Source organism: Nostoc sp., assembly GCF_036917275.1.
Lineage (GTDB): Bacteria > Cyanobacteriota > Cyanobacteriia > Cyanobacteriales > Nostocaceae > Nostoc.
The window spans coordinates 361,603-387,098 of the sequence record NZ_JBALDF010000032.1 but is presented as its reverse complement, the minus strand read 5'-3'; the positions used below and the strand labels follow the sequence as shown (position 1 = coordinate 387,098).

Annotated in this window: 26 protein-coding genes and 2 pseudogenes; 17 read left to right on the top strand and 11 right to left on the bottom strand. The window is 40.3% G+C overall.

The features are described 5' to 3' along the window. Positions 1-52: 52 nt before the first annotated feature. Together V7K35_RS13015 and nifB are read right to left on the bottom strand one after the other, a co-directional pair. On the bottom strand, positions 53-409 hold the full coding sequence (locus tag V7K35_RS13015) for a 4Fe-4S binding protein (RefSeq protein ID WP_334792974.1): 357 nt from the start codon (positions 407-409) through the stop codon (positions 53-55). Positions 410-545: 136 nt separating this feature from the next. Then, a complete protein-coding gene (nifB, locus tag V7K35_RS13010; protein WP_335079646.1) occupies positions 546-1,997 on the bottom strand; it encodes a nitrogenase cofactor biosynthesis protein NifB in 1,452 nt (483 codons plus the stop codon). A 1,336-nt stretch (positions 1,998-3,333) separates the two neighbouring features. Between nifB and V7K35_RS13005 the strand changes: the two are divergent. Continuing rightward, positions 3,334-3,651 (top strand): annotated as a pseudogene (locus tag V7K35_RS13005) (zinc-binding dehydrogenase); the annotation flags it as partial. 90 nt (positions 3,652-3,741) lie between these two features. Here V7K35_RS13005 and V7K35_RS13000 read toward each other — a convergent pair. Then, positions 3,742-5,094 (bottom strand): PQQ-dependent sugar dehydrogenase, encoded by a 1,353-nt coding sequence (locus tag V7K35_RS13000; protein ID WP_335079512.1) that lies wholly within the window; start codon positions 5,092-5,094, stop codon positions 3,742-3,744. A gap of 339 nt (positions 5,095-5,433) precedes the next feature. Here V7K35_RS13000 and V7K35_RS12995 point away from each other — a divergent pair, with 339 nt between their 5' ends. The 8 genes from V7K35_RS12995 to V7K35_RS12960 all read left to right on the top strand — a co-directional run bounded on the left by V7K35_RS12995 (position 5,434) and on the right by V7K35_RS12960 (position 11,417). Then, positions 5,434-5,532, top strand: a complete 99-nt coding sequence (locus tag V7K35_RS12995) for a hypothetical protein (protein ID WP_335079510.1) — start codon at positions 5,434-5,436, stop codon at positions 5,530-5,532. 233 nt (positions 5,533-5,765) lie between these two features. Then, the gene (locus V7K35_RS12990; RefSeq protein WP_335079508.1) at positions 5,766-8,714 is read left to right on the top strand and encodes a HEAT repeat domain-containing protein; all 2,949 of its coding nucleotides are present in this window, start codon (positions 5,766-5,768) and stop codon (positions 8,712-8,714) included. 450 nt (positions 8,715-9,164) lie between these two features. Then, entirely contained in the window at positions 9,165-9,362 is a 198-nt protein-coding gene (locus V7K35_RS12985; RefSeq protein WP_335079506.1) for a type II toxin-antitoxin system RelE family toxin, read from the top strand. Next, positions 9,355-9,585, top strand: a complete 231-nt coding sequence (locus tag V7K35_RS12980) for a type II toxin-antitoxin system HicB family antitoxin (RefSeq protein ID WP_335079504.1) — start codon at positions 9,355-9,357, stop codon at positions 9,583-9,585. Before V7K35_RS12985 ends, V7K35_RS12980 begins: the two co-directional genes overlap by 8 nt. 32 nt (positions 9,586-9,617) lie before the next feature. Beyond that, positions 9,618-9,872 carry a hypothetical protein gene (locus V7K35_RS12975; protein WP_335079501.1) on the top strand — a complete coding sequence of 85 codons (255 nt, stop codon included), beginning with the start codon at positions 9,618-9,620 and terminating at the stop codon, positions 9,870-9,872. Positions 9,873-9,881: 9 nt separating this feature from the next. Next, positions 9,882-10,325, top strand: a complete 444-nt coding sequence (locus V7K35_RS12970; protein WP_335079498.1) for an HNH endonuclease — start codon at positions 9,882-9,884, stop codon at positions 10,323-10,325. 218 nt (positions 10,326-10,543) lie between these two features. After that, on the top strand, positions 10,544-11,020 hold the full coding sequence (locus V7K35_RS12965; protein ID WP_335079496.1) for a hypothetical protein: 477 nt from the start codon (positions 10,544-10,546) through the stop codon (positions 11,018-11,020). A 25-nt stretch (positions 11,021-11,045) separates the two neighbouring features. Then, complete coding sequence (locus V7K35_RS12960; protein WP_335079494.1) at positions 11,046-11,417, top strand: hypothetical protein; 372 nt, start codon at positions 11,046-11,048, stop codon at positions 11,415-11,417. A gap of 500 nt (positions 11,418-11,917) precedes the next feature. On the opposite strand, the gene V7K35_RS12955 is transcribed toward V7K35_RS12960, so the two are convergent. Further along, the gene (locus V7K35_RS12955) at positions 11,918-13,264 is read right to left on the bottom strand and encodes an NAD(P)/FAD-dependent oxidoreductase (RefSeq protein ID WP_335079492.1); all 1,347 of its coding nucleotides are present in this window, start codon (positions 13,262-13,264) and stop codon (positions 11,918-11,920) included. Positions 13,265-14,131: 867 nt separating this feature from the next. Here V7K35_RS12955 and cysE point away from each other — a divergent pair. The 8 genes from cysE to V7K35_RS12915 all read left to right on the top strand — a co-directional run bounded on the left by cysE (position 14,132) and on the right by V7K35_RS12915 (position 19,021). Then, positions 14,132-14,893 carry a serine O-acetyltransferase gene (gene cysE / locus V7K35_RS12950; RefSeq protein WP_335079490.1) on the top strand — a complete coding sequence of 254 codons (762 nt, stop codon included), beginning with the start codon at positions 14,132-14,134 and terminating at the stop codon, positions 14,891-14,893. 41 nt (positions 14,894-14,934) lie between these two features. Beyond that, entirely contained in the window at positions 14,935-15,204 is a 270-nt protein-coding gene (locus tag V7K35_RS12945; protein WP_335079488.1) for an Asr1405/Asl0597 family protein, read from the top strand. Between the two features lie 307 nt (positions 15,205-15,511). Continuing rightward, positions 15,512-15,709 carry a DUF2949 domain-containing protein gene (locus V7K35_RS12940; protein WP_334797208.1) on the top strand — a complete coding sequence of 66 codons (198 nt, stop codon included), beginning with the start codon at positions 15,512-15,514 and terminating at the stop codon, positions 15,707-15,709. 355 nt (positions 15,710-16,064) lie between these two features. Continuing rightward, the gene (nifV, locus tag V7K35_RS12935) at positions 16,065-17,195 is read left to right on the top strand and encodes a homocitrate synthase (protein ID WP_335079486.1); all 1,131 of its coding nucleotides are present in this window, start codon (positions 16,065-16,067) and stop codon (positions 17,193-17,195) included. Next, positions 17,185-17,472, top strand: a complete 288-nt coding sequence (locus tag V7K35_RS12930; RefSeq protein ID WP_334811376.1) for a nitrogen fixation protein NifZ — start codon at positions 17,185-17,187, stop codon at positions 17,470-17,472. The genes nifV and V7K35_RS12930 overlap by 11 nt, the downstream gene beginning before the upstream one ends. Then, positions 17,447-17,650 carry a putative nitrogen fixation protein NifT gene (gene nifT / locus V7K35_RS12925; protein WP_335079484.1) on the top strand — a complete coding sequence of 68 codons (204 nt, stop codon included), beginning with the start codon at positions 17,447-17,449 and terminating at the stop codon, positions 17,648-17,650. The genes V7K35_RS12930 and nifT overlap by 26 nt, the downstream gene beginning before the upstream one ends. A gap of 109 nt (positions 17,651-17,759) precedes the next feature. Next, on the top strand, positions 17,760-18,302 hold the full coding sequence (locus V7K35_RS12920) for a (2Fe-2S) ferredoxin domain-containing protein (RefSeq protein ID WP_335079482.1): 543 nt from the start codon (positions 17,760-17,762) through the stop codon (positions 18,300-18,302). A gap of 137 nt (positions 18,303-18,439) precedes the next feature. After that, positions 18,440-19,021 (top strand): Uma2 family endonuclease, encoded by a 582-nt coding sequence (locus tag V7K35_RS12915; RefSeq protein ID WP_335079645.1) that lies wholly within the window; start codon positions 18,440-18,442, stop codon positions 19,019-19,021. A gap of 64 nt (positions 19,022-19,085) precedes the next feature. On the opposite strand, the gene V7K35_RS12910 is transcribed toward V7K35_RS12915, so the two are convergent. The 7 genes and pseudogenes from V7K35_RS12910 to V7K35_RS12880 form a co-directional block, all read right to left on the bottom strand. Continuing rightward, positions 19,086-19,514 (bottom strand): type II toxin-antitoxin system VapC family toxin, encoded by a 429-nt coding sequence (locus tag V7K35_RS12910; protein ID WP_335079480.1) that lies wholly within the window; start codon positions 19,512-19,514, stop codon positions 19,086-19,088. Further along, positions 19,511-19,759, bottom strand: coding sequence for a FitA-like ribbon-helix-helix domain-containing protein (locus V7K35_RS12905; RefSeq protein ID WP_335079478.1), 249 nt, complete (start codon positions 19,757-19,759; stop codon positions 19,511-19,513). The genes V7K35_RS12910 and V7K35_RS12905 overlap by 4 nt, the downstream gene beginning before the upstream one ends. 432 nt (positions 19,760-20,191) lie before the next feature. After that, positions 20,192-20,824: a hypothetical protein gene (locus V7K35_RS12900; protein WP_335079476.1), complete on the bottom strand. Its 633-nt coding sequence runs from the start codon at positions 20,822-20,824 to the stop codon at positions 20,192-20,194. Then, a complete protein-coding gene (locus V7K35_RS12895; protein WP_335079474.1) occupies positions 20,821-21,663 on the bottom strand; it encodes a ParA family protein in 843 nt (280 codons plus the stop codon). The genes V7K35_RS12900 and V7K35_RS12895 overlap by 4 nt, the downstream gene beginning before the upstream one ends. A 114-nt stretch (positions 21,664-21,777) precedes the next feature. After that, positions 21,778-22,042: pseudogene (locus tag V7K35_RS29695) on the bottom strand (hypothetical protein); the annotation flags it as partial. 528 nt (positions 22,043-22,570) lie between these two features. Next, positions 22,571-23,500, bottom strand: coding sequence for an XDD3 family exosortase-dependent surface protein (locus V7K35_RS12885; RefSeq protein ID WP_335079469.1), 930 nt, complete (start codon positions 23,498-23,500; stop codon positions 22,571-22,573). A gap of 528 nt (positions 23,501-24,028) precedes the next feature. Further along, complete coding sequence (locus V7K35_RS12880; RefSeq protein ID WP_335079467.1) at positions 24,029-25,408, bottom strand: 1-acyl-sn-glycerol-3-phosphate acyltransferase; 1,380 nt, start codon at positions 25,406-25,408, stop codon at positions 24,029-24,031. Positions 25,409-25,496: the final 88 nt, after the last annotated feature.

Here is a 25,496-nt window from a genome sequence, read left to right as displayed (position 1 = left end):
ATTACGATAGCGTTAACGAAGCGTCAAAACGAGCGTCACTACGAATTATTTGTTAAACTTCTGCTCCCACTGATTGGGGTTGGCGCTTTTGCAACTGTTCAGAGTATTTCTGGGAATAGCAATTAAACCAACGTTCCCAATAATTTTGTTTATTTGTTAATTTAGCAACTACGCGGTTGTAATCGGCAAACCAGCCTTCCCAATAATCGCTAGGCTGTTTAACGCAACCGTCACAGGTGGGACAACCAGCTTTACACTGAGGCATGGTATGAACGCTACCAACGCAGCTTGTACAAAGTTCGGCATCAATCCAGTGCTGTCCGTCAACCACTTTAACTGCATTTGTGGGACATACAGATAGACATAGATTGCAGGAAATACACTGGCTAGTAAGAATTTTGTAAGCCATTATTATTCTCCTTTTTTGGGCAAAGGGCATTGGGGATTGGATACTCGGTACTGGGTACTGGGTATTGGGTATTGGGTACTGGGTATTGGGAAAATTCTTCGTTAATTCCTAATCCCCAGTCCCTATTCCCCAGTCCCTATTCCTTATTCCCTAATTCCTTAACGTATTGCTCGTAAAACTCCAAAGCAACCTTCTCAATCACGTCGTAAGCTTCAACACTCTGTATTCCAGCTTCTTGCAATTTTTCTTGAGGACTGTTACCAATCTTGGAGGCTAAAACTGCTTTGCAATCTGCGATCGCTTTCATAATATGCTCAAAAGAAGCTTCCTCGCCGTATCCACTTTGGCAGTATTGGTCAATTTTGCGATGACCGACAAAGAGAACTTCCTTTCCATCCACTTCGTAAATTTGGAATTCTTTGGCATGACCGAAGTGCTGGTTAACCAATCCGCCGCCTTTGGTTGCTACTGCAACTAGGACTTTAGGATTGTTGGCAAATTTCTTGCCGACTAGCGCCTTGTCTTTGGCTACTTTCAGTTCTTCCTTAAACTTCTCAATGCCGTCATGAACTTCTTGGCGTTTGTCCATGTCGTATTCTGGAGTCATTTCCAAGAATTTCTCTTTGGAAAATTCCTGGCTGCGGTCTTCTCCTAATAATCCGACTGCATCGGCACGGCACTGGCGACAGTGACGCATCATTTTCATGTTACCAGAGCAATTGTCTTGAACTTCTTTGAGTTCTTTGGGTGTGGGACCGCGTTGACCGGTTAAACCGAAGTGTGTGCCATGTTCTGGTGCAGAAATCAATGGCATGATGTTGTGCAAGAATGCACCTTTTTCACGAATGACTCGATTCACTTCGACTAAGTGCTGGTCATTAATTCCGGGAATCATTACGGAGTTAACTTTGCATAAGATGTCAGCATCTTTCAGGGCTTGCAATCCTTCCATCTGTCTTTCGTGGAGAATTTTTGCGCCTTCAAGACCTCTGTAACGCTTGCGCTTGTAGTGAACCCAAGGATAAATCAATGCACCGATCTCTGGATCTACCATGTTAATGGTGATCGTAACGTGATCTATATTTAATTCTTTAATGCGATCAACGTAGTCAGGCAGCATTAAACCATTGGTTGATAAGCACAGCTTGATATCTGGTGCTTGCTCTGCAATCAACTCAAATGTGCGGAAAGTCTTATCTGGGTTCGCCAGTGGGTCGCCAGGGCCGGCAATTCCCACAACTGTCATTTGGGGTATCTTACCGCCAATGACCAAAGCTTTGTGTGCTGCTTGTTCTGGTGTTAGCAATTCGCTAACAACTCCAGGACGGCTTTCGTTAGCACAGTCATATTTGCGGTTGCAATAGTTGCATTGAATGTTGCAGGCTGGAGCAACTGCAACGTGCATCCGCGCGTAGTGGTGATGAGCGTCTTCGCTGTAGCAGGGATGTTTCGCAATGCGTTCTTGGAGCATTTCATCCCTTTCCACGGTGGCGTTACTGGTGCTGTCGCAGCCGCAACCACCTGATTTTGCTTGGGTTGGCGATTCCGTAGCGTTGGAGTTGAGGAGTCGTGTAGACGGTGATGTCATTGAGTTTCGCAAAAGGTCGGTGGACTTGGCTGCCACTGTGGGAGATGCTGTTGCTACTCTTTCATGCCCAGGAATTGAAGTCGCGTCTTTCACACTGCCTGCAAACCCTTGGATTCGGGCGACTTGTTTTAAAGTACGGCAGGCGATAGATATTTGATGTTCGGCTGGTGTGTGTCAATGTTCGGTTCTTGGGTAGAATTTGTGCCCCAAGGTGCGACTTCTATTCACTTCAGGCATGGTGCTATGTCATCCCTCCACTCACTCTTCGCTTCGTTTTATGTTGAGGCGTTAAGTGATTGGCGATATAAGAGTTATATCAGCCGTCTTCTACCCAGATAGTGCGTCTCTCTAGGATAGAATTTATTGGATTTATTACGCTTGTACTCAACTAATAAAAACCCTAATTCTTCAAGCATTACAAGAATTAAAAATTTATTTTTCGGGTAGGGGTTCTAGTATTTTTTGGTTGGGGTTCTAGTGTTTATAGACAGGGGTTCAGGATTTATTTGTACTCAGCCAGAACCCAATTCCAGCAAGGAATTTAATCTACTTACAGCTGGGTTTGGGTTATTTCAATATGTACTCAGATTTACCTCAGATTCCGCCGAAAGCAATAAATGCCAAGGGTTTGAGGGTGAAAAACCGGAGTAGTCTATATCGTTCTACTCCAGAAAAAAAGCGAAATTCAATTCTGTATCTAACATATCATTTTTTTGAGGGTAAAAATGCACTTCATCTTTTTTTAATTTTTGTTTTGACAATGGTATTCAATTATGGTTCTAAATCATATCTAGCAAGCTATACAGGCTTTTGGAAATAGATGTCTTGCTGCACATATTTTTCAAAAAGTTTAACTTTCTAGTTCTTTTTTTTATTCCCACAATTAGGAGATGGGTAGGAAACTCTCAGATTTTGTGTTTGAAAGAAACAACAAACTATAATCTAACATGATTGAGCGATCGCAATGAATTTTCTTAATTGCTCACTACAAACCTTGGCGAAAAACCTAACTCCCTAACCCCCTTCCCCACGCTCTTAGGGCGAAAATTTAAAGTCTTTCTCCTTTTAGGAGAAAGAAATAGAAGTGGGGTTTTCCAGATATTGTGATAAATCTGGGACTTTAAATGGCTTTAGCGCAAAGGCAAAGGCGTTGGCGTAGCCTCTAGTAGAGTTGCGGGCCGTAGGGCATCGCTCTTTGTTGTTGATACTACTTAGCTACAATCAAACCAAGCGTGAAAAATCTTAGTTATGATAGCCATCCTCCGACAGCCGTCAAAAATGACCGTTGAGGAATATCTCGAATGAGAACCTCAGCAAGACGTTCGCTACGAATATATCACTTTCACAAACCAAAAAAGTCCTCCAACCCAACGGAATTTATATCACCACAGTACCTAGCCCTGAAGTCTTCTTAGAGAGCGTCTTAACAGCGTTCCTTCCTGCTCAAAAAGCTAAATTTATCTTTGAGAAACCCAACACTCAAGATTTGGTTTATCTTAAAGAATTGATCAAAGCGGGTAAAATTGGCGTGGTGATTGATTGCACATATCCCTTAGAAGAACTAGCCACTGCTCATTGTTATAGCGAAAGTGAGCGTGCAGTTGGGAAAATGGCGTTGGCGCAGCCCGTCGTAGACATCGCGGTTTCCAGTTGATTGGAGGACAGTAAGGTGAGTGGTTGGTTTAACTGAGGCAGAAGAGCATCCCAAATTTGCAAAGAAAATTTGGTGTTACTTAACCTGTACTCATGGCGTGTAGGAGAGCTTATAGATAGTACCGCTCTGGTCATCCGAAATTAACAAATTACCTTGCTGATCGACTGCCATATCCACCGGTCGCCCCCAGACTTCTTGCGTTGCTGGAACTAGCCAATCGCTGACTAAATCTATCTCGTCCTCTAGAGTCTTTGTCGTACTATTCCAGGGAAAGTAAGCTATTTTGTAGCCCGTTCTCTTGTCCCGATTCCATGAACCATGCAGCCCCACCACTACCCCATTTGAGTACAAGCTGGGAAATTTGGTATTTTGTAAGAAGGTTAGTCCCAAGGGAGCCGAATGGGCTGGGATACCCTTGCTAATTCTGTCCAATGCATTGCAATAAATATGTCCATCAGGATTGAACTGATAGTCGCGATCAAAGGGCATATTGTTGAAGCCATTTGCTGTGTCAGGATTGGGGTTGCAAAATGGCCAACCGTAGTTACCGCCATCTCGGACTTTCGTCAACTCGTCCGGTGGGTGGTTGTCCACATAAGACTGGATAACCTTACCATATTTGCCACTGCCATCGTTGTAGGGATAGGCGATGTTGTCTCGATTATTTACGGCTACCCAAAGGTCATTTGTGTTAGGTAAGAATGCTAATCCTTCGGCATTGCGTAAACCTTGGGCAAAAAGCCGTTGATTGGTTCCATCAGCGTTGTACTGATAAATCGCGCCGCGCTTTGGGTTGCTGACAGTATCTGCCGTGCAGGCATTGCACGTAGAGGCGATCGACACATACAGTTTGTGATTGGCATCAAGTGCGATATTTTTCAGTTCGTGACCATAAGCGCCTTTGAGTTCCGATGTGCTGTTATCTGGTAAACCAGTTATAACTATTTGCCGATTTTTTGCAATTAGGTCTCCAGAGTTGTAGATGAAACGGTTAATTTGATGAGTCTCAGAGATATAAATGTATGTGGTGTTGTCAATCTTATGAAACACAATGTCGTGTGGCTGGCGTAGACCCGTCACAAAGTCAGAAATAATTGGGTCTTTGCTGCCATTTGGCCGGACAATTAACACTTTACCGGTACTGGGCTGTGACACTAGAAGATCCCCATTGGGAGCAACTGCCATAAAGCGAGCCTTGTTAATCCGAGCATAAACAGAGATGGAGAATTTGGGTGGCACTTTCAAGTAACGGTTAACATTGAAGGGCGCAGAACTCATTGCACTAGGTACTTTCAGCTTGGCTTGAACAGATGCAGCTGGCGGGGCACCGAACGCTGGGGTGGGAAGAACCTCTAAGGATATCAGACTAGTAAGTGAGGCGATCAAACTAACTAACGATGCGGATAGTATGCGTCCGAATATTGTTGGATTTAGATCAAACAACTTTGAATTTCCTTCTAATATGGTAGTGATTTATATTACACCTGACTATTTGCTGGTCAGGAGTTAGAGCTAGCTTAACCCATAAGTGGATGTTTTTTACAATACTTCGTTAGACATACTTTTGTAATATGATTTTTTCCCAATTCATCAAAAAATGAGTGAACTGAGGGTTACAAACAAAGGCAGAGCGATCGCTTTCATAAACTAAAAAAGTCCTCAAATCGAACGGTGTTTATATTACCACAGCCTAATCATTAAACCGTTGTGTAAAGGGTCTTCACAGCATTCCTTCCCGGTCAAAAAGCTAAATTTATCCTTGACAAACGCAACACTAAAAGCTTGGTTTTTCTCAAAGAATTGATTAAAGCAGGTAAAATTCGTGCAGTGATTGATTGCACATATCTCTTACAAGAATTAGCGGCGGCTCATGGAGCGTGAGCGTGCTGTCGGGATTGCGATCGCGCAGCCCGTCGTAGACATCGCAGTTTCCAATTGATCTGAAAAACCAACGCGAAACCTAACTCCCTTCCCGACGCGGGAAGGGGGGGAAATTCAAAGTCTCTAAAAGGAGAGAGATTTAGAGAGAGGTTTTCCAAATTCCCTGAAATTCGGAAACATTACTCAAGCTAGTGGATATACTCGTAATCAAACTCTCAATAAAAACGAGTATTATGCTGGACTGGTTAGCTATTTGGGGTGTAACTCAGGCCGCCGGGTTGATTTTTAAACCCATTTTGGAAGACTTAGCCAAGGATGCTGCTAAAGATTGGGCTAAAGATTTATTAAAAGGCATCCCTGGCAATATTTTAAAGAAACTTAAGAAAGAAGACATAGAAATCGCTGCTGGTAAAGCGTTAAAAGAATTTTTACAACTGGTGCAGGAAGATTTAAAAGGTGGAGAACTTTCTGATGATGAAATTGAAAACTATACACAGCCAATAAAGCAATTTATCAAAAATAAAGAAGTCAAAGAAGTTTTGGGAAATGCTTTTAAAAATGACAATCAAGCTATAGACACTAATAAATTACAAGAAGTTTGGCATGAAATTAATGTCTCAAATCCATTACCAGATGATTTTAACTGGAAACGGGTAGCTAAGAAATATGTGCAAAAAGTTAAAGAAATTATTCGAGTAATTCCTGAACTCAGAGATATTCTTGATTCCAAAAATCTGGATAAAATCCAAGCAAACACAACACAGATTGCTGGAATTATTCCCACCTTTGATTTGAAACGCTATCAAGAAGGAATCCGCGAACGCTATGGCAATCTTAAGTTAGATAGCTTAGATACCAGTGGCTATGCTTATAACGAACTGAAGTTATGGCGGATTTTTACTGCTCAAAATGTCCGGGAAACTCATCAAGTTTTAGCACAAGTTCACGAACTGCCTAAAGAACATCTTAGACGGCTGCGAGAAAGTGACCAAGTAGAAGCAGTTGAATTAGCAGAATTAGAACGCCATAAACGGGTTTATTTTGAACAGCCGATACGTTCAGTTTTAGATGTTGTAAATAAAAAGCAAGATTATAAATATCTTGTGATTTTGGGCGATCCTGGTTCAGGGAAGTCTACATTGTTGCAATTTCTGGCTTTGAATTGGGCTGAGTCTCCACTGGATAATGTTATCTCATTACCAATTACCTTGCTAATTGAATTACGCACTTATATGCGGCGACGGGAAGATAAAGAGTGCAATAATTTTCTTGAATTTTTTCATCAATGTAGTGGTGCAATTCATCATCTCAATCAGCTTGAACTAGATAAACAATTAAAAGCTGGTAATGCCTTAGTAATGTTTGATGGTTTGGATGAGGTATTTGACCCTGGTAAGCGAGAGGATGTAATTACTGATATTCATCGCTTTACTAATGACTATCCTGATGTGCAGGTAATTGTCACTTCTCGGATTATTGGCTATAAACAGCAACGATTGCTTAATGCTGAGTTTCGCCAGTTTATATTACAAGATTTAGACTCAGAACAAATTCAGGATTTTATCAACCGTTGGCATGAGTTAACTTTTACCGATGCAGTAGATAAAGAGAGAAAACGGGAACGGCTAACAAGAGGAATTGAAGCATCCAAATCTATTACAGAATTGGCGGGAAATCCTCTGCTGTTGACGATGATGGCAATTCTTAATCGGAATCAAGAGCTACCAAGAGATAGAGCTACACTTTACGATCAAGCATCGCGGGTACTGCTACATCAATGGGATGTGGAACGCGCTTTGACAGAAGATAAGAGGTTAGATCCTAAGACGATTGATTATAAAGATAAGCAAGCGATGCTGCGTCAGGTTGCTTATCTTATGCAAACTGGTGAGAAAGGTTTGGCAGGTAATTTGATTAATGAAAATGATTTAATCAAAGTTTTGACTGATTATCTCAAAACCATAGAATTTGATAAACCCAGAGAAGCTGCGCGGGTGATGAAAGATCAACTGCGGACTCGCAACTTTATGTTATGTTTCCTGGGTGCGGATGATTATGCTTTTATGCATCGGACATTTTTAGAATATTTCTGTGCTTGGGAGTTTGTCTGGCAGTTTAAAGAAACGCAAACGCTGACTATTGAGGAACTTAAGAATAAAGTTTTTGGGAAACACTGGCAAGATGAAAGTTGGCATGAGGTGTTGCTGCTAATTGCGGGAATGATTGAGCCAAGATTTGTTGGTGAAATTCTTGAGTATTTAATAGTGCAAGATGGCGAAGAGGAAAAGTTTTTCAATCTCTTTTTGGCTGCTGATTGTTTAGCAGAGGTCAGAAATAGAAATAAAATAAATTTAGTAGATACTCAATTGTATGAACGTATTAAAAAATTAATAAATTACACCCACAAGCGCTATGACTATATCTATGACTCTGAAGGTAATCTAGATGATGTTATATATGGAAAAGAAGAAAGAGATATTACAATTGATATTAATGCGAAAGCAGTATCAAAACTTGGAGATATTTGGAAAGAACATCCAAACATCCTTACCACACTTAAAGAAGTTGCTTTTAATGATGAAGATATAGTGCAATATGTTGCAGTGTCAACATTAGCACAGAATTTCAAAGATGATCCTAACACTCTCTCTTGGTTAAAGAATGACGCTATGAAGCATGGAGGTGAGATAAATATACAGGCAGCAATAGAATCAGTAGCGCAGTATTTTAAAGAAGATCCTGAAACGCTACCTTGGTTAATGACTACAGCTTCTAAGGATGAATATGATTATACACGATACAAAGCAGTGGAAGCATTAGCACAGCATTTTAAAAAAGACTCTGTTACTTTACCATTTCTCAAACAATGCGCTCAAAATGATGATTGCTGGAGTGTACGATGTCAAGCTTTAGAAGAATTAGACAAGGGATGGAAGGATCAACCTGGTATGTTTGAATTTTTCTATGATATTACGCTCAACGATCCCTTTCAACGTACTAAAGATGAATATGGGCATCAATATATTGAAACAAACCCGCGTCAAACAGCACTGAAGATAATTATCAAGCAATTTTCTCAGTATCCCCAGACTTTACCACTGTTGCGCGATCGCACAGTGAATGACCCAGATGAGCAAGTGCGGGAATTTGCTCAGAAAAAGTTGGCACAATTAGAGAAGTAAAAGAGTGATGAAAATATAAATAACACAGAAGTTCGTCAGCAAATCACCCAATACCTAGATGGATTATCTTCAAAGCGTATTTCGCAGATAAGGAGAGTGAAGATGCTACCCAAGAGTTACTTGATATCCCTAGATTTATTGAATCTTTTGAAAGAGGTAAAAAAGATATTGCTGAAGGTCGGGTAAAAAACTGGAGAACAATTCGGTCTGATGTATAACGTTGTGTTATCCGCTAAAGCCGAGGAAATTTATGCTACAGCAAACCAAGTTTTAGCCAAAAAGATTGCTAAGTGCTTTGAGAGGTTGTTTGAAAAGTGATTGGTTATGATTTTAATTGAATTATTACCTCCCTTAATCCCCCCTTATAAAGGGGGGAAATCAGAAAATCTAGTTCCCTCCCCAATACATACGGGGAGGGTTAGGGTGGGGTAAAAAATATTTGATACATCAATGATGATTTTTCAAACATCCTCTGAGCAACTAGAACAAAATCCTCGGTTTCATCCTAATGTTAAACCTCTTAAAGGTAACTTTACAGGTTATTATCGCTATCGCATTGGTGACTATCGAGTAATTTATCAAGTTGATGATGGGACAAATCAAGTTATCGTAACTACTATTGCTCATCGACGAGAAGCTTATGAATAAATATACAATTGTGATTCAATGGTCAGAAGAAGACCAATGTTATGTGGTTTTCTTCCCTGAGTTTACGGATATAATGCAGCCTTGCACTCACGGCGAGACTTACGATGAAGCTTTGAAAAATGCTCAGGAAGTTTTAGAAATGCTGATTGAATCATCTTTGGCTGATGGTGAACCTCTACCAGAGCCAAAAACATTAGGAATGTCATTAAAAGTGGCGTTGTAAATCAGTAAAATTAAATAAAAATAGGTAATCTCATGACTACATCTGTAAATACAGCCAAGGTCTACGATGAAATTATAGAGTTTATTGCTGCTGGAACCACTCCCCAAAGTGTTATCGATTTCAAACTCTCGGATGCAGCCAAAGACCGTTTAGAGGATCTCGTTTACCGTGCAAAAACTGAAGGGCTTACAGGAAGTGATGAGCGAGAGTTAGATCATTTCCTGACGCTAGAGCATATTATGCTACTAGCAAAAGCAAAAGCTCGTCAGTACATCAGCGCGGAGTAAATATTCAAAGTGCCTCGTCCATATATTAATGCAGAATTGCGGCGTTTAGTTGCCGATCGCGCCGAGCATATTTGCGAGTATTGTCTCGTCTCTGAAGTAGATAGATCATCAGGTTGTCAAGTTGACCATATAATCAGTGTCAAACACGGTGGCGCTACAACAGCAGATAATCTCTGCTATGCCTGTATCTTCTGTAACCTGCAAAAAGGAACGGATTTAGGCTCAATTAATTGGCAAACTGGCGAACTTGTGCGGTTTTTTAACCCACGCAGAGACTTTTGGGGTGAGCATTTTCGACTAGATGAGGCTGTAATTCAGCATCAAACAGACATTGGTGAAGTTACCGCACGCATCCTAGATTTTAACGGTGATGAAAGGCTTATAGAACGACAAGCTTTGATTGCATCTAGTCAGTATCCCTCAGCATCGGCGCTAAAACTAATAAATAAATAGGTTATGATGTGCGACGCCGAATAGCCCGTCGTAGACATCGCTTGAAGAATTTGTTCGGGATAATCAATTAGGCAGTTGTATTGTGTGCGTTACGCAACGCTTTCACACCCTACTAAACTAAAAATTATCAGAAAATGTGCGATCGCATCCACTAATGGGAATTCTATACTTAGCAAGACTTGCTACTTCATCATTAGAACTCCCAAGGTAAATATACGATGTCCTATCAAAATATTGCAGCCGCCCTTTCGCCACAAGATATCCGAGAAATTAAAGCTGCGTTACAGACAGTTCAAAAAAAGATGCCCTTTCTGATTACTCTCAGCACTGAAGAACGGCGGAAGTTGCTAAAAATGGGCGATAAAAGCCTAGCCTTTGTAAACAATAGCGTCACTGCTGCTCAGTCTAACCGCGAAATTCTTCCACCCACTTTTGACGTTGAAGAACTTGTCCGGGATTATCAATTAGCCACTGCGCTTACCGAACTTTTAATCTCAGTGCAACAACTCGCAGAACAAGTCGATGATACCCTAATGGCAGTCGGTAGTGAAGCTATGACTAGCAGTTTGACAGTTTATGATTACGTGAAGACTGCATCGAAAAAGACTCCAGGCTTAAAAACTGTCGCTGAACAGTTGGGCGAACGCTTTAAAGCTATCAAAGGTAGACCGACAAAAGCTGCATCTGGTTCTTAATAAATTAATACTCATTAATGAGCCTTTGATACTCATTAAAGAGTCTTTGATACTCATTAAAGAGTCTTTGATACTCATTAATGAGTCTTTGAACTCCATTAAAGAGCCTTTGATACTCATTAAAGAGTCTTTGATACTCATTAATGAGTCTTTGATACTCATTAATGAGTCTTTGATACTCATTAAAGAGTCTTTGAACTCCATTAATGAGTCTTTGATACTCATTAATGAGTCTTTGATACTCATTAAAGAGTCTTTGATACTCATTAAAGAGTCTTTGATACTCATTAATGAGTCTTTGAACTCCATTAATGAGTGTCGAAAATTGAAATATTCAGCCCAGGTAAAGCTGATTTGTGCGCCAGTTGCTTCTTCCAGAGAGAGATGCTGCGCGTAGCTTGTTTCCCCAGAGGGGTATAAGTGGTCAATTGTATGGAATACAAACCTAACCCCCAGCCCCTTCCCTACTAGCGTTGGGGAGTAAAATTCAAAGCCTCTCTCCTTTTAGGAGAGAGGTCAGAGCGTATTCTATCCAAACGAGAAGCGCTATATATTTGGTTTTGTTGATTTCTAGCCAGTTGCAGAGCGGGAACTGAACTCTGTTGAGCGCTGTATCAATTATGTAGAGCTATTCTACAGCACTCATTTGACAACTGGCATAGCTGGGACACCAGAAGCGGGAAGTTTTGCCCTATCCCTCGTACAACTTCTTCACTGTCCCGTTGTGTTGATATCTCCATTTAAACTGCAACTCGAAGTCATGAAATGCCAAATTGCCAAAATTGCTGAGGGCGGTATCTCATCCCCATATTCTTTTCGTAGAACAGCTAATCTTCGCCCAAGATTTGCTACCACACGGCACTCATTACTCTAATAGCCCCTTGTGGATACCTGAAGTTACAGAGGTGTCGCAGAAGGCTGTTGCACGCTATTGTTAACAGTTTTTGCTTCTACAATAGGTTCTCGACCTGTAATCAATCTAGAGCGACGATTACGAGTGATGTAATTCCACGCCCACTGAAATACAACTAGGAATTTAGTGTCAAACTCGATTAAAAAGTAGATGTGAACTAGTAGCCAAAATGCCCAAGCAATGAAACCTGTGAGTTTGATTAAGCTTAAATCTACAACAGCTAAATTTTGCCCAATCATCGCCAAACTACCCACATCGTTGTAATGAAATTGTGGCAAAGTCTTACCTTGAAGCCGTCGTTTAATTAGTTTACCTACATACTCTCCTTGTTGTTTAGCTACGGGTGCAACACCAGGTAAGACTTTACTATCTTGGTGGGAGAAGTTAGCTAAATCTCCAATTACGAAAATGTTGTCATAACCCTCGATAGACAAGTCAGGTTCTACAATTACACGCCCAGAGTAATCGCACTCTACACCTGTACTTTCTGCTAAGACTTTCCCCATTGGGGAACCTTGGACACCTGCTGCCCACAATATAGTTTTTGAGGTAATTTCTGTAAATTCATTGCCTTTCTTGAAAGTAACGGTATCACCTTCAATATTTGTCACCCTGGTGTGAGTGTGGAGTTCGACACCCAACTTTTGCAAAGATACTGCTGCTGATGCCGATAACTCTGGCACCATGTGTGGGAGGATGCGAGGGCCCCCTTGTAATAGTAAAATTTTCGTTTCTGAAGTGTCGATGCTGCGGAAATCTTCTTTGAGAGTTTTGTGTGCCAACTCGGCGATCGCACCTGCTAATTCTACACCAGTCGGGCCACCCCCCACAATCACAAAAGTCAAGAAAGCACGGCGAATTTCTGGATTAATTTCTTTTTCTGCTGCTTCAAATGCGCCAAATATCCGGCAACGCATTTCTATCGCATCTTCCACACTTTTCAAACCAGGAGCAACTTTTTCCCAGTTATCCTTACCAAAATAGGAATGGTTAGCACCTGTGGCGACAATTAATGTATCATAAGGTACTACTTCATCACCCAAAAAAACTTGTTGCGCTTTTGGATCAATATTATTTACTTCTCCTAACAACACCTTTGTATTCTTGCTTTTCTTAAATACAGATCGCAATGGTGCGGAAATGTCAGAAGGTGATAGCGTCCCTGTGGCAACTTGATATAAAAGCGGCTGAAATAGGTGAAAGTTACGTTTATCAATGAGAGTAACATTTACATTCGCTGCATTCAGACCCTTTGCTGCATATAGTCCACCAAAACCACCACCAACGATAACAACCTGATGTGGTGCATTATTATTAAGCGCAGCTACCATAAAAATATTTCCTTGTGTTAATAACCGTAACTATTCTTAACAAGAATCTAACAGCATTATGATGAAGATTGCTGTTTATTTAGAACAATTGAAAAAATAATAAAAGTAGTAAAAGTTAGTTTTTACCCCTTAGTTTCGGATTACCTTCAGCAAGAATTTGGCACAATTCGCCAATTTGGTAAGTATATTTCTCCATTAGATAATTTGCTGCACAAAGAAAAACCCTGTTGTTTTACTCAAAGTTTTATTCTATGACTCAATACGTTGCCAAACTAATTCAAAAACCTTTGAGACAGTATTGCTGATAGTTGGAAGCAACTCGACAAGCAGGTATATTTGCACTTCTTGAAATGCTTTCCTTCAACACATCTATATAATAAGATATTCACTATGAGCTATAACTATATTTTGAAACGTATATATATATACAGACAGCAAATCCTAAGAGAAAATAAAGAAACTTGTCTTTCGCCTAACAAAATAATAAGATACTAATAGTAATAGGATATACAAAAAACTTATTTTTATTCTAATTTAACTCATATTTGAGTGCATTTGAGTACAGCTTAATAGATAGTAAAATCTCGTGATTAAATCTTAGCAAAGGCTTACAGGTAAAGTTTCTTGTAGCGAGTACATAAATTCTTAAACCCTGCCCAAAAAATACTAGTACCCCAATCGTTAAATACTAGCGCCCCTACCCCAAGACCTATTTTAAGTTTATCTTAAGTCGGAGTTTCGGCGTTTGAGTACAACCTTAATCAATCCAATAAATCCAATCAGCATTGGGTTTCCTATCAAGTTGGAAGTCGCCTGATATAAGCATAAAAATAGCACATGGCTCTTTCAACCAGATAGACAGTACCGATGCAACAGTCTTTAGACAGAATCAAGAATCCTCAGACTATCAAAACGCAGGATTCTGCACATACATCTCTGCTGAAAAATCTCCTTTCTGGCGTTTTTTTTGAGCCATTATTGAGTGATTTTCGCATTATCTTTAAGCGCGATCCAGCAGCATGTAATTGGCTAGAGGTGGTGTTTTGCTATCCTGGATTGCACGCACTCTGTTTGCATCGTCTTGCTCACTGGTTACATAGTCGAGGAGTGGGTTTTATTCCCCGGTTTATTTCTCATTTGGGGCGATTTTTGACCGGAATTGAAATTCACCCAGGTGCAGAAATTGGTCAGGGTGTGTTTATCGACCACGGAATGGGCGTTGTGATTGGCGAAACTGCGATCGTCGGTGACTATACACTGATTTACCAGGGCGTCACCCTTGGCGGAACTGGTAAACAAAGCGGTAAGCGTCATCCCACAGTGGGTAAAAATGCAGTGATCGGGGCGGGTGCGAAAGTTTTGGGTAATCTTGAAATTGGCGATCGCGTCCGTATTGGTGCAGGTTCGATTGTCTTACGGAATATCCCCAGCGATTGCACAGTCGTGGGAGTTCCTGGCCGAATTATTTCCCGAAATGAAAACGCCAGCCTTTCTCCTTTAGAACATGGAAAGCTACCCGATGTGGAAGCAACCGTGATTTATTCTTTGCTCTCACGTATTGAGCAACTCGAAAAACAACTGCAAACCTTAGAAATTAGGAAACAGCAGACAGGAATTAGTAGTAAGTAATTATTCTCCTTCATCCCCGTGATCTTCCCCACTTTGCCAATATGAGAGAATTAAATGCCTCACCACTTAGTTCTGAGCCTTTAGGCGATCAAGTTTTGCAGATTCCTTTGAGCGATCGCTGGCGAATCTATCACCGTTTGCAAGAGTTAAAAATTAATACTTCTTGTCCCCCCGATGGTTCTTTACGAGTGCAAGTGAACAATTTGCTAGAAGTAATTCTAATTCGCAGTACAGTTATGCAATTTCTAGCTTCTCGTCAGGAATTATTGGAGTGGCTAGAGCGTTGCTGGCATTACAATGATGAAAAATGAAGTGTTTTTGTTAAACCTAATTCAGAGACTATTAATCTTGAATTCATGACGCAAGCACTGCACTTCATACTTTTTGTTCATAGATGCACAAATCTATTCGATATTTAGAAGTTGAAGCTACTGTCCGCTAGCAGAATTTGTTGCAGACTGAGAGGGATTAACCGAGTTTTAGATTTTGTTTAGTCTCCTAAATCTGAAATTTTCCTGACATCTAGTGACAATTACAAGAGTGAAATTACCAAACAAGACTGGAAATTTCTGATTTTTAATTCTTTCCCAAATTAATAAATTGAAAGTTCAATCAATTATGCCTAATCGGAACAGAGATATAAAACTCCTCAATTTTTTGCACAAGGAACTTGAACTTTCAAATGCGGATATTGCTGTAGCTTTGCGACACCGGGAGTCAGAAAATGGTCCGTTAGCGATGCTCCTCTGGCAGTATGGTTTAGTTAACTTGGAGCAGCTAGAAAAGATTTTTGACTGGCTAGCAGAACACAGTTAGCTAATTTGTACCCATCATCTGCCTAAATTACACCCCAATGCTCTAGAAAATCTGAGGTTCCCAAGATGATTACATCTTTAATTGCTGGATTCTGTGTCTTACTTTGTTCAGGACTTGCTAATAGCTATATTAGTTCATTGCTACTCGAACAAACTTCAACCGACATCGGTAAAAACGATTAGTAAAATATACATGGTTTTAGTTCCCTGTCATACAGATGTAATGCTGATAATCGGTCAATAATTAAGGATCATGTATCCTACATTATGAATTGTGATATTTTTAGCATTTACCATCGCTGGGGATTGTAGAGAGAAAGGATATTAAGAATACTTCCAAGAGAGGGATATTTGCAATGAATCAAATCATAATTAATGACACTACATTGCGTGATGGCGAACAAGCAGCAGGTGTTGCTTTTAACCTAGAAGAAAAAGTAGCGATCGCTAAATTTCTCGATGCCATTGGTATTCCCGAATTAGAAGTTGGTATACCAGCAATGGGTGACGAAGAAATACGAGCGATCGCAGCAATTTCTGAGTTAGGTTTAGAAGCAAAACTCCTGGGCTGGAACCGTGCTGTCATCTCAGATATTAAGGCTTCTATCGCTTGCGGTCTGAACCGGGTGCATATCGCCATTCCCGTCTCTGGTATCCAAATCGCCGCCAAATTCCACGGTCAATGGCGAGTAAGTTTGCAAAAACTCAAAGATTGTATCAGCTTCGCCGTCGATCAAGGTCTTTGGGTAGCAGTCGGCGGAGAAGATTCTTCTAGGGCTGATGAAAACTTCCTTTTAGATGTAGCACTTTATGCCCAAGAATGGGGTGCATCCCGGTTCCGCTTCTGCGACACCGTAGGAGTTCTCGACCCTTTCACCACCTACACCAAGGTCAAACGGCTGGTTTCAGCTTTGATGATTCCCCTAGAAATCCACACGCACAATGATTTTGGGATGGCAACAGCCAACGCTCTTGCGGGTATCAAAGCTGGAGCCTTATCAGTGAATACCACAGTTAATGGATTAGGTGAAAGAGCGGGAAATGCAGCGCTAGAAGAAGTTGTGATGGCGATTAAACGCATCTACGGCGTTGATTTGGGCATCGACACACCCGGTTTGCTGGAACTGTCTCAACTAGTTGCTGCTGCATCAGGTGCAGATGTACCACCCTGGAAAGCGATCGTTGGCGAAAATACCTTTGCTCACGAATCTGGCATTCATGCTCACGGAGTATTACAAAACCCCATCACCTACGAACCATTTGCTCCCGAAGAGGTGGGTTGGGAACGGCGTTTAGTATTAGGAAAACATTCTGGACGGCATTTGGTTTCAAACTTGCTAGAGCAGCATGGAATTTTCTTAAACTCCCAAGAAACCCAGTCTGTTTTAGACGCAGTGCGTCATCAATCGGTACAGAAAAAACGCAGCCTGACAACAGAAGAACTATTGAATTTGGTCAGAGAACAGAGGTATTCTCATGCAACGTGATGAATTAGAACTAAACTTGCCACCGGCTTTTGAAATTGGTGAAAAAGTCAGAGTTCGCAAACTGCTCAAGAACGATGGTACTTTTCCTGGTAAAGAAGTCGGGCAAGTTTTAGTGAACAAAGGAGATATCGGTTACATAGCAAGTATAGGCACATATTTGCAGAGTTCATATATTTATGCTGTGCATTTCTTAGAAACAGGGTTCGTCGTCGGCTGTATGAAAAAAGAACTAGAATCTGTTGAGGAATCTCATGAAAGTAATGCTACGCATGAATGACGCCGGTACCTTAGTAGTCTACGTTGCTAAAAAAGACCTTGAGGAAGAAGTAGTCAAACAAACCGATGGAAATGATGGCAAGATTCTCACCCTAGCAAATGGTTGGGAATTGGAATTTCGTGATTTCCCAGACGCAGCAAATTTACCCCAAACTGTAGAAGCTAAACGCCTCTCGTAAAAAAAGTTAGGAGTTATGAATGATAATTTATGATTATTAACTCCTAACTTTTAACTCCTAACTTTTAACTCCTAACTCTAAACTCCTCACTCCTAACTTTTTATCAATCATGGGTAACAAGTATCTGACGTTATCAGAATTGAATCTTGAGGGACAGTTACTAGGTTTTGTTGGTGGTGATCCAGGAAAATATAAATACTTGCAATTGGCAGTTCCATCTGGAAATGTGGAAATTAAACTGCCTAAAGAGTTGCGCCGTTCTCTAAGTTCATCTTTAGTTCCTGGCCAGCAAGTTCGCGTTTGTGGTCATAGTAAGCTAGACTCACGCACAAGTAAGATAAAAATCAAAGCCTATCGGGTGACACCAATTGATGCGTGTCCAAATCAAGATTTACCGCCTGAAACCAAAGCGAGGATTATGGTATGCCAAAAACCAGGTTGCCTCAAACGTGGTGGTAAAGGGTTTTTATCAGAATTAGAAAAAACTTTGGGCGATCACGGTTTGTTAGACAAAGTTACCATTGAACATACTGGTTGCCAAAAATGCTGTAGCAGCGCCCCCAACTGTGTTTTAGAACTTGGTAAAAAGAAATACAAGAATATTCAACCTGAAGCGATCGCATCTTTGCTAGAAAGTCACTTAACAGAGTAATAATCTTCTCTAGCTATTCTTCAAATAATACACAACAACAAATAGGGGTAAAATTTTACCCTTATTTGTTGTTGGTATCGTCTGTGTAGCACCCTTGTCAATTAAGATAAAAATAACTCTGCATTCTCGTAGTTGTTATAAGCCTTACCACTGCTAAACGCTTTACTATAGCTGAATATCACCGTCTAGCTGAACTCGGCTTCTTTGAGGAGGATGAGCGAGTTGAGCTAATTAAGGGTGAAATAATCCAGATGGCAGCAAAAGGTACACCGCATTCTGTTTGTGAAACACGCCTAGAGCGAGAGTTATATAAACTAGTAGGCGATCGCGCAACCCTGCGAAAACAACAACCAATTACTTTGTCTAACAACAGTGAGCCTGAACCAGATAGAGTAATTGCAAAAAATAGAGATGATGACTATCTAGCGAATCATCCTAGCCCATATGATATTTTACTCTTGATTGAGATTGGTGATTCATCCTTAAAATATGACCAAGACGAAAAGCTGCCTATTTATGCCGAACCAGGTATTTGTAATTATTGGATATTCAATTTAGTAGATTATTATCTAGAATGCTATAGCGAACCTTATCAAGCTTTGCAAGGTAAATTTGGTTATCGTCGCAAGTTTATTTATCTGCCAAATGAATCAGTTAATCTGCGCTGTTTCCCTGATTTAGTTTTGAATTTATTTAAGGTATTTCCAGTTAATTTATAAAAGGCTATGTCTAACGATAAGCTACTGTGTGTTTATCGTCCACCTCAATTATAGGGTGTAGCTTCTATCTGCTGGGGAGTTCCCAAGGATTAATAATAGAAATACCACACCCTTCAAAGTCAGAGAAATTGCGTGTTGCTATAGTTGCAGTATGGGTGTAACAAATAGCTGCAATCTGAGCATCAGCTTGGGAAATAGGAGTACCACGGTGTCTTCTTTGAGACGCAATATTAGCAAAAGCTATAGCAGCAGCTTGATCAAAAGGAAGAACACGCCCAGTAAAATCTTCTGAGAACATCAGTTGTGCTGCTTGACTAAGTTCTTCTCGCCGTTTTCCCGCAGTGAGTAAGGCGATACCATAGAGAATTTCTGCTTGAGTGATTGTTGTAGTAAATAGAGTCATTAAGGGTTGTTGAGCAGCCCAACTCCGAACTATTTCAGACTTTTTAGGCTTCATTAATTCTGACAAAACGTTTGTATCAAGAATAATCATTCTTCAAATGTTGATCCGGTGCGAATAGGTTCTCTAAGAATTTCCGGTAATTCCAAGTCTCCTAAATTCGCAAAACGTTCCTCAAGTATAGTAGCTAAGTTTATGGGATGTTCGTGATTTTCTGTTAGAGCCATACAAAGAATTTCTCTGGCTTCTTCTTCAAGGGAACGACCATGTTTTTCGGCTCGTTTTTTTAAACGAGATTTGATATCATCATCAAGATTAGATATAGTAATATTGTTCATAATCAATTGATAGCATTTTTCTGTCAAGCTTATTATAGCGAGTGTACGTGCTATAACGTCTTATATAACTAAGCATTCTTGTTTATTATGTTACTTACAACCCTGATTAGTATCAGTGTGAGAAACATGAACCTTTTAAAATTTATCGGTTAGAAAAAGGTAAATATGTGCGCCAGCTTGGTGAACCCACATAGATACCTGAAATAGGCTTGGGAATTGGTAGAGGTTAAGGTATCCATGAAGGATGGCAACGCGAGTGGCTATACTGGTTTGATGAGCAAGGTAAAGGTAATAGATTTCCCACTCCAGAAGAGCAGAACAAGCAAGTATTCATGCCCAACAGGAACGACAGCAGCAAGAATTAGCAGAACAACTCTTACAGCATTACCAGGAACGTTTTGGAGAATTGCCTGAATAGATAACTCACTAAATTCAGTCTTCTTGTTTTGCTTGCCGCTCTTTATCTAAAATTATATTTGCCCAAGCTTCAAGACTGCGATCATCTTGGGGCAAAACTGGCATCAGTCCATCAAGTTTTGTCTTTAATTGCTCAATATTTAAAGATAATAAATCCTTGAGAAGAGGAATGATTGCCTTATTGCGAGAGGTTGCCTTTATTATTGATAAGCCTGTATCTGATGCAAAATTGCGAATATCTTGCAGATTTGGTAAGAGAGTTTTGTTCATCAGGCTATGATAAAGTTTGATCAGCAATGCTGATTTCTCAGGATCTGTTTTCTCTAGCTCTTTTAAAAATGACGGATAAGAGGCACTTGCAGATAAACTGCCTTTTGCTAACTGACTTTCTTTTTTTTGAGATATTTTAGCTTTTTTGGTTAATGATGAGCGAGGTGTTTTCAAGTTTTGATTACTTGCTGTTGACTTTATTTGCTGAGTTATACCTGTTGAACTTATTGTGTTCGTACTTGAGAGAGCCGAAACTAAGTGTTCTATAAATTTTGGCGAAGATAGAAGTTCAGCAAGACTCTTAGAAAACTCTGGACTGTGCTTTTTGAGCAGTTTAGCAATTTCTATTATTAGTTCAAATTCTGGTTTATCTGTCACAGACTAATCCTCTTAGCAAATTCTTCTGCAAAGCTCATAAAACGTTCTTTTTGAACTGTACGAGCATATGAAGTGTTAATAATAGGCTTACCCTCTCTTGCACCTTTGGGAAATGATTTAGAGTAAGGAACCTCTGCTTGAAATACATACCAACCCTGTTTAGAAGCTAAATCTCGCACCATGTTTTTTGATAGTTGTTCTTCTGGATAATAATTCTCTGCGGCATTAAAAACCACTCCCCCAAGGCTCAAATTATGCTCATCATTTTCGTTCTTGAAATCATTCATGGAATTTACCAAAAGAGGGAGTCCAATAGCAGAAAGATACTCTGGCTTTACTGGAACTAGCAGATAGTCACTAGCAAGATACGCAGCTGTAGTCAAGACTGACTCAGTTGGAGCACAGTCAATTAGTATCAAATCATATTCATTGTCTATCTTGGCAAGTATTCTGGAAAGTTGTCTCTCTTTCTGTGCAGGGTTTTTCAGGGAGAAAGCGAGTTCAAGTCTTGAGGGAATAAGGTCTATTCTGCTGTCAGTGACAAAAGTCACAACATTATGAATAGGTTTGTGTGGCTCAATAATTTTACTAAGTCCTGTAGGTGTGCGTGTGTTCTGTTCCAAAATATCCCATGTAGTTGGCTTCCCGCTATCAAGTATTGCCTTATACTTACTCACGCCAAGTAAGTATTGGCTTGCATTGAACTGTGGGTCAAGATCAACAACCAAAACTTTCTGTGACCAATGTCTGTATGCAGCAAAGTGCCAAGCAAGATTAACAGTGAGGGTTGACTTGCCAACGCCACCCTTCATATTGATAATAGAAACTTTTTTAGCCATGTATAATCCTTTTAAGGTTTAGAAGATGTATCGTTTTCTGATGCATCAAATCTCATTGTATATATAGAAACATAGGATTTGAAGTATCTGAAGCAATTGTCCTCACCATCCTTTTCAAATCAATCCTTCCAACGCGTGCTGTAAATCATTCGTTACTTCAGTAACAGCTTGCCTAGCACCCAAACGATTTTCTTTATACGCTGGGTAAGCTGTCGCACATTTAATTTGTACAACTAGGGCGCTCATGTTGCCCACCCCACAAGAGATTTATTTTTTGGAGGATGCAAATTAAAAGATTTTTAGCTTAACACTCAGAAATAGATATGGGTTCACCCACAGTAATTTTGACTTTTTGTTTACCCAATTGTAGACGCTGTAACGACAGTAACGACAATTAGCCGAACAACTTTTGCAGCGTTACCGGGAACGTTTTGGTGAATTACCCAATTGATGCTTTGTGGGATAAAAAGTTAAAGGAAATTAATTATGTATTATCCAGAACTATTGTATAGACGTAGCAGTGCTACGTCTATACATTCTTTTTCGGATATGTCTATAGTTTGACAGAAGTGTATCTATATCTTGCAGAATAACTAGCGGCTCGTCTGCTTCTGTTTAACGAATATTATGAGCTTTACCAAGATTGTTTGGAGAATTGCCTGAGTAGTTTTTATATTTGATAACTCTCTGAGATAAAAAATGCCCTTACTTTCTAGTAAGAGCATTGAAATTTAATTATTTAATGTTGAGTGGGGAAATCTATAGATATTGGGATACTTTTCGCTTAACCTTTATCCAAAATTCCATTACTCCAGCGATGATTTTTTAAGAAAAATGTAGTCTTTTATCATGTCCATAATCACTGAAGATAAATCAAGCCCTATTGTGAATAGTCCCCACCCAATTGCTACGCTAATTTCTGGCGGCGCTTGCTGCCAGCTAAGGCCAGACCAACGATTCCTAAACCAGTGAGACTAGCAGGCTCAGGAGTAGATTGGACAATACCAGATTTCTTGAATTCAAATGCAATGGTTTGTGTGCCGTTGAATTTGTTGGCATCGTAGCCAGTGGTTAGCAACTGCTGCGTTATATCACCCTGTGCTAGAAACGAGATTCCATTAAGATATTTTCCAGAGTCAATGACATTGAGATTAAATGTATTGTCATTGCCGTTATTAGTAAAGTAACTACTGGTCAAATCACCATAACTGGCAACGCCACCACCTGTTTTTACCTGACTTTCGTAAGAATTCCCTCCTCCTGCCAAACCACCATATGTAGCAACAGTGTAGCCTTCTTTGATATTAGTAACTGTCTTTGCCTGAACACCACTGTAAACACCTAGTTGTTGTACCCCGGAAGCGTTCACTGAGGAGAAATGAATACCAAACAAATCCCCGCTGCTCATTGCATTATCAAAGGTCTTACCCACCATATTGAAGAACAAATCACCATATCCAATCTGACCACCTGCTGCACCCTGTTCAGCCTCTCCTGTTAACTTCATATTGCCATTGATTGCCACAATGACGCTGGTAGCAGTTTCTTTGATAGCCATACCAGAGATATCGTAGGGATTTACTGTCCCTGGTGCGGCACCAACCCAATAGTTCCCGTTCATTCCATCTGTGTTTGAATCAAATGCATACTGCCAGCCGCTAGCATCAGTGGGGTTTTGACCCATAAAAAGACCAGTAGTGTCGTTCAAACACTCCAAAGATATACTAAATGCTGTTCCTTTTAAGTCTGAGGCATATGCTCCTTGACCAGCCACAAAGAAGATTCCAAAAGTGGTAATGCCAATCTTCAGTAAATTGAGTAAGCTGTTAGTTTTCATTATTTATAACTTGATTGATTTAGGGAATCACAATTTCCTGGACTTCTCTATTTGTAAGTGGAATTACAAAAACAAAAAAGCGTAATTATTCTGAAAATATAATTTGGAAAAGTTAACGGTAATTTTATAAAACTCAAATAACAAATTACATATTTAGTTGAAATTACTTTGATTTTACCTAATTGTATTCAATGTGAAATAGGAGTAAAGCCAAGTAGGCCTAGTAGCCTAAGATTTTTTGCACCGTTTTACTTAGATAGTTTTGAAAAATTGTTGGATTTGTGTAAGTTTAATAAACCATATCCAGCCAGCATCTCCGTACAGGGCATCTAAACCCGCGATCGCTAGAAATTTGTTGTCTGCATTAATCTACTTTAGAAAGTAATATCCGCTTCGGATAAACACTTGGGCATTTACATTGCACTCTTGCTAGTTAAGGAAGTCAGGAGCCAAGGGGTCGAAATCAATAAGCCTCCTGACGACTGACACCTTTATTCTGCTTCCTAGCTAAAGATGCAACCTTGCTAATCAAATCAACCCTTCCAACGCGTGTTGTAAATCATTCGTTACTTCAGCAACAGCTTGCCTAGCACCCAAACGATTTTCTTGATACGCTGGGTAGCGCTGAGAAACAGATATGGGTTCACCCACAGTAATTTTGACTTTTTGCTTACCCAATTGCGGACGCTGGAGAGCTTTCTCACCTTTGATTTTAGCTATCATCTGCCATAAAATTAAAGTTGTCTCAGCAAACCTTTCTACCGTTGGGTTTTCCCGAATGTAATTACCAGAAACAGCCACAAAACTTTCTACTAAACGCATATGCCACATCCGCGCATTCGCTTCTTCCGCAACGCGATCGCCTAAAGCTTTCTCTACAGTGGATACTCCTTTTACATCCTTAAAATCTTCTCTAAATATATAATTCCAACCCGCTTGTTCTACTCGCCGACAGCGGTCAGTCAAATTCCCTTTTGGCTGCAAGTCAAAATACTGTTCTGATATTTGTAGCGCTGTATTTAATAAAGCTTGCAAACGAACTGCTAGCGATTCATTTCTATCTTCAATTTCTCCGACTATTTTGGCATCCGGCAGCTTTTGATGATAAAACCGCGTGTAAAATTGTTCCATTAGCAAAAGTAAATGTTCTGCTAAAGTCAATAATCGAGGATAAAGCGACTCCACAGAAGCATGTTCTGATGGATTCACAGGTAAACCACTAGCCGTTTCCAATTCACTTAAAAGATTGGCGATCGCATCCCAAGGAGCATCAACGTAACTATATTTAATCCCAACTGGTACAATTAGAACCTGTTGGTCGCGTCCAGCTTTGTGCAAATCTTCAGCACACCAAAAGCCTAATTGGGCGATACCAGGTTCCAGGGGGCTAATATTCTCTGATAAACCATTGGTAGCACCTTCTGGTGCAGCCGCCATCGGGAATTTCCCATTGACAAACAAGTCACGCGCCGAACGTAACCCCGTCCAGTCAGCCTTACCCCGCTGAATCGGAGTACCACCTAAATGAGACATGATCCAGCCAACGTGGGCACCTGCCCATAGAGGAATGCCGCGATCGTAGATAAAATGAGCGTGAATCGGAAATTCTAGCGCTGTACCTTGCGATCGTGCTACCTTTGGCACCAGTTGAGACAGCAAGTAGCCCAAACAAAGTGGATCATCTGTTTTAGGATGGCGAAATGCCAGCATAAAACGGATCTTACCCTCCTGAAACTGGCGATAGACATCTACCAGAGCCTCTACATTGTCTGCTTCAATTTGGGTAATAGCTGTTTGCCAGTTTATCCAACTGGGTAGCAACAGATGGACAACTCGTAGTAATAAGGGGTTAAACGCCGGCGGAATAAATTCTAAGGGTGCTTGTGCTTGATAAATTATATCTGCCAAGGTAGTTCTCTCCTAAAGTTGTGATCAAAAAAGACGGAAAGCTATAAATAAAAATGAAAAAGAAATAACACTGTATACTTTGTACTTC

What these genes read in the sequence shown, in the direction of transcription:
- V7K35_RS13015 (WP_334792974.1), bottom strand. Translation starts at nt 409, where the DNA reads ATGGCTTACAAAATTCTTACTAGCCAGTGTATTTCCTGCAATCTATGT.
- nifB (WP_335079646.1), bottom strand. Translation starts at nt 1,997, where the DNA reads ATGACATCACCGTCTACACGACTCCTCAACTCCAACGCTACGGAATCG.
- V7K35_RS12990 (WP_335079508.1), top strand. Translation starts at nt 5,766, where the DNA reads ATGCTGGACTGGTTAGCTATTTGGGGTGTAACTCAGGCCGCCGGGTTG.
- V7K35_RS12985 (WP_335079506.1), top strand. Translation starts at nt 9,165, where the DNA reads ATGATGATTTTTCAAACATCCTCTGAGCAACTAGAACAAAATCCTCGG.
- V7K35_RS12980 (WP_335079504.1), top strand. Translation starts at nt 9,355, where the DNA reads ATGAATAAATATACAATTGTGATTCAATGGTCAGAAGAAGACCAATGT.
- V7K35_RS12975 (WP_335079501.1), top strand. Translation starts at nt 9,618, where the DNA reads ATGACTACATCTGTAAATACAGCCAAGGTCTACGATGAAATTATAGAG.
- V7K35_RS12965 (WP_335079496.1), top strand. Translation starts at nt 10,544, where the DNA reads ATGTCCTATCAAAATATTGCAGCCGCCCTTTCGCCACAAGATATCCGA.
- V7K35_RS12955 (WP_335079492.1), bottom strand. Translation starts at nt 13,264, where the DNA reads ATGGTAGCTGCGCTTAATAATAATGCACCACATCAGGTTGTTATCGTT.
- cysE (WP_335079490.1), top strand. Translation starts at nt 14,132, where the DNA reads ATGCAACAGTCTTTAGACAGAATCAAGAATCCTCAGACTATCAAAACG.
- V7K35_RS12945 (WP_335079488.1), top strand. Translation starts at nt 14,935, where the DNA reads ATGAGAGAATTAAATGCCTCACCACTTAGTTCTGAGCCTTTAGGCGAT.
- V7K35_RS12940 (WP_334797208.1), top strand. Translation starts at nt 15,512, where the DNA reads ATGCCTAATCGGAACAGAGATATAAAACTCCTCAATTTTTTGCACAAG.
- nifV (WP_335079486.1), top strand. Translation starts at nt 16,065, where the DNA reads ATGAATCAAATCATAATTAATGACACTACATTGCGTGATGGCGAACAA.
- V7K35_RS12930 (WP_334811376.1), top strand. Translation starts at nt 17,185, where the DNA reads ATGCAACGTGATGAATTAGAACTAAACTTGCCACCGGCTTTTGAAATT.
- nifT (WP_335079484.1), top strand. Translation starts at nt 17,447, where the DNA reads ATGAAAGTAATGCTACGCATGAATGACGCCGGTACCTTAGTAGTCTAC.
- V7K35_RS12920 (WP_335079482.1), top strand. Translation starts at nt 17,760, where the DNA reads ATGGGTAACAAGTATCTGACGTTATCAGAATTGAATCTTGAGGGACAG.
- V7K35_RS12910 (WP_335079480.1), bottom strand. Translation starts at nt 19,514, where the DNA reads ATGATTATTCTTGATACAAACGTTTTGTCAGAATTAATGAAGCCTAAA.
- V7K35_RS12905 (WP_335079478.1), bottom strand. Translation starts at nt 19,759, where the DNA reads ATGAACAATATTACTATATCTAATCTTGATGATGATATCAAATCTCGT.
- V7K35_RS12895 (WP_335079474.1), bottom strand. Translation starts at nt 21,663, where the DNA reads ATGGCTAAAAAAGTTTCTATTATCAATATGAAGGGTGGCGTTGGCAAG.
- V7K35_RS12885 (WP_335079469.1), bottom strand. Translation starts at nt 23,500, where the DNA reads ATGAAAACTAACAGCTTACTCAATTTACTGAAGATTGGCATTACCACT.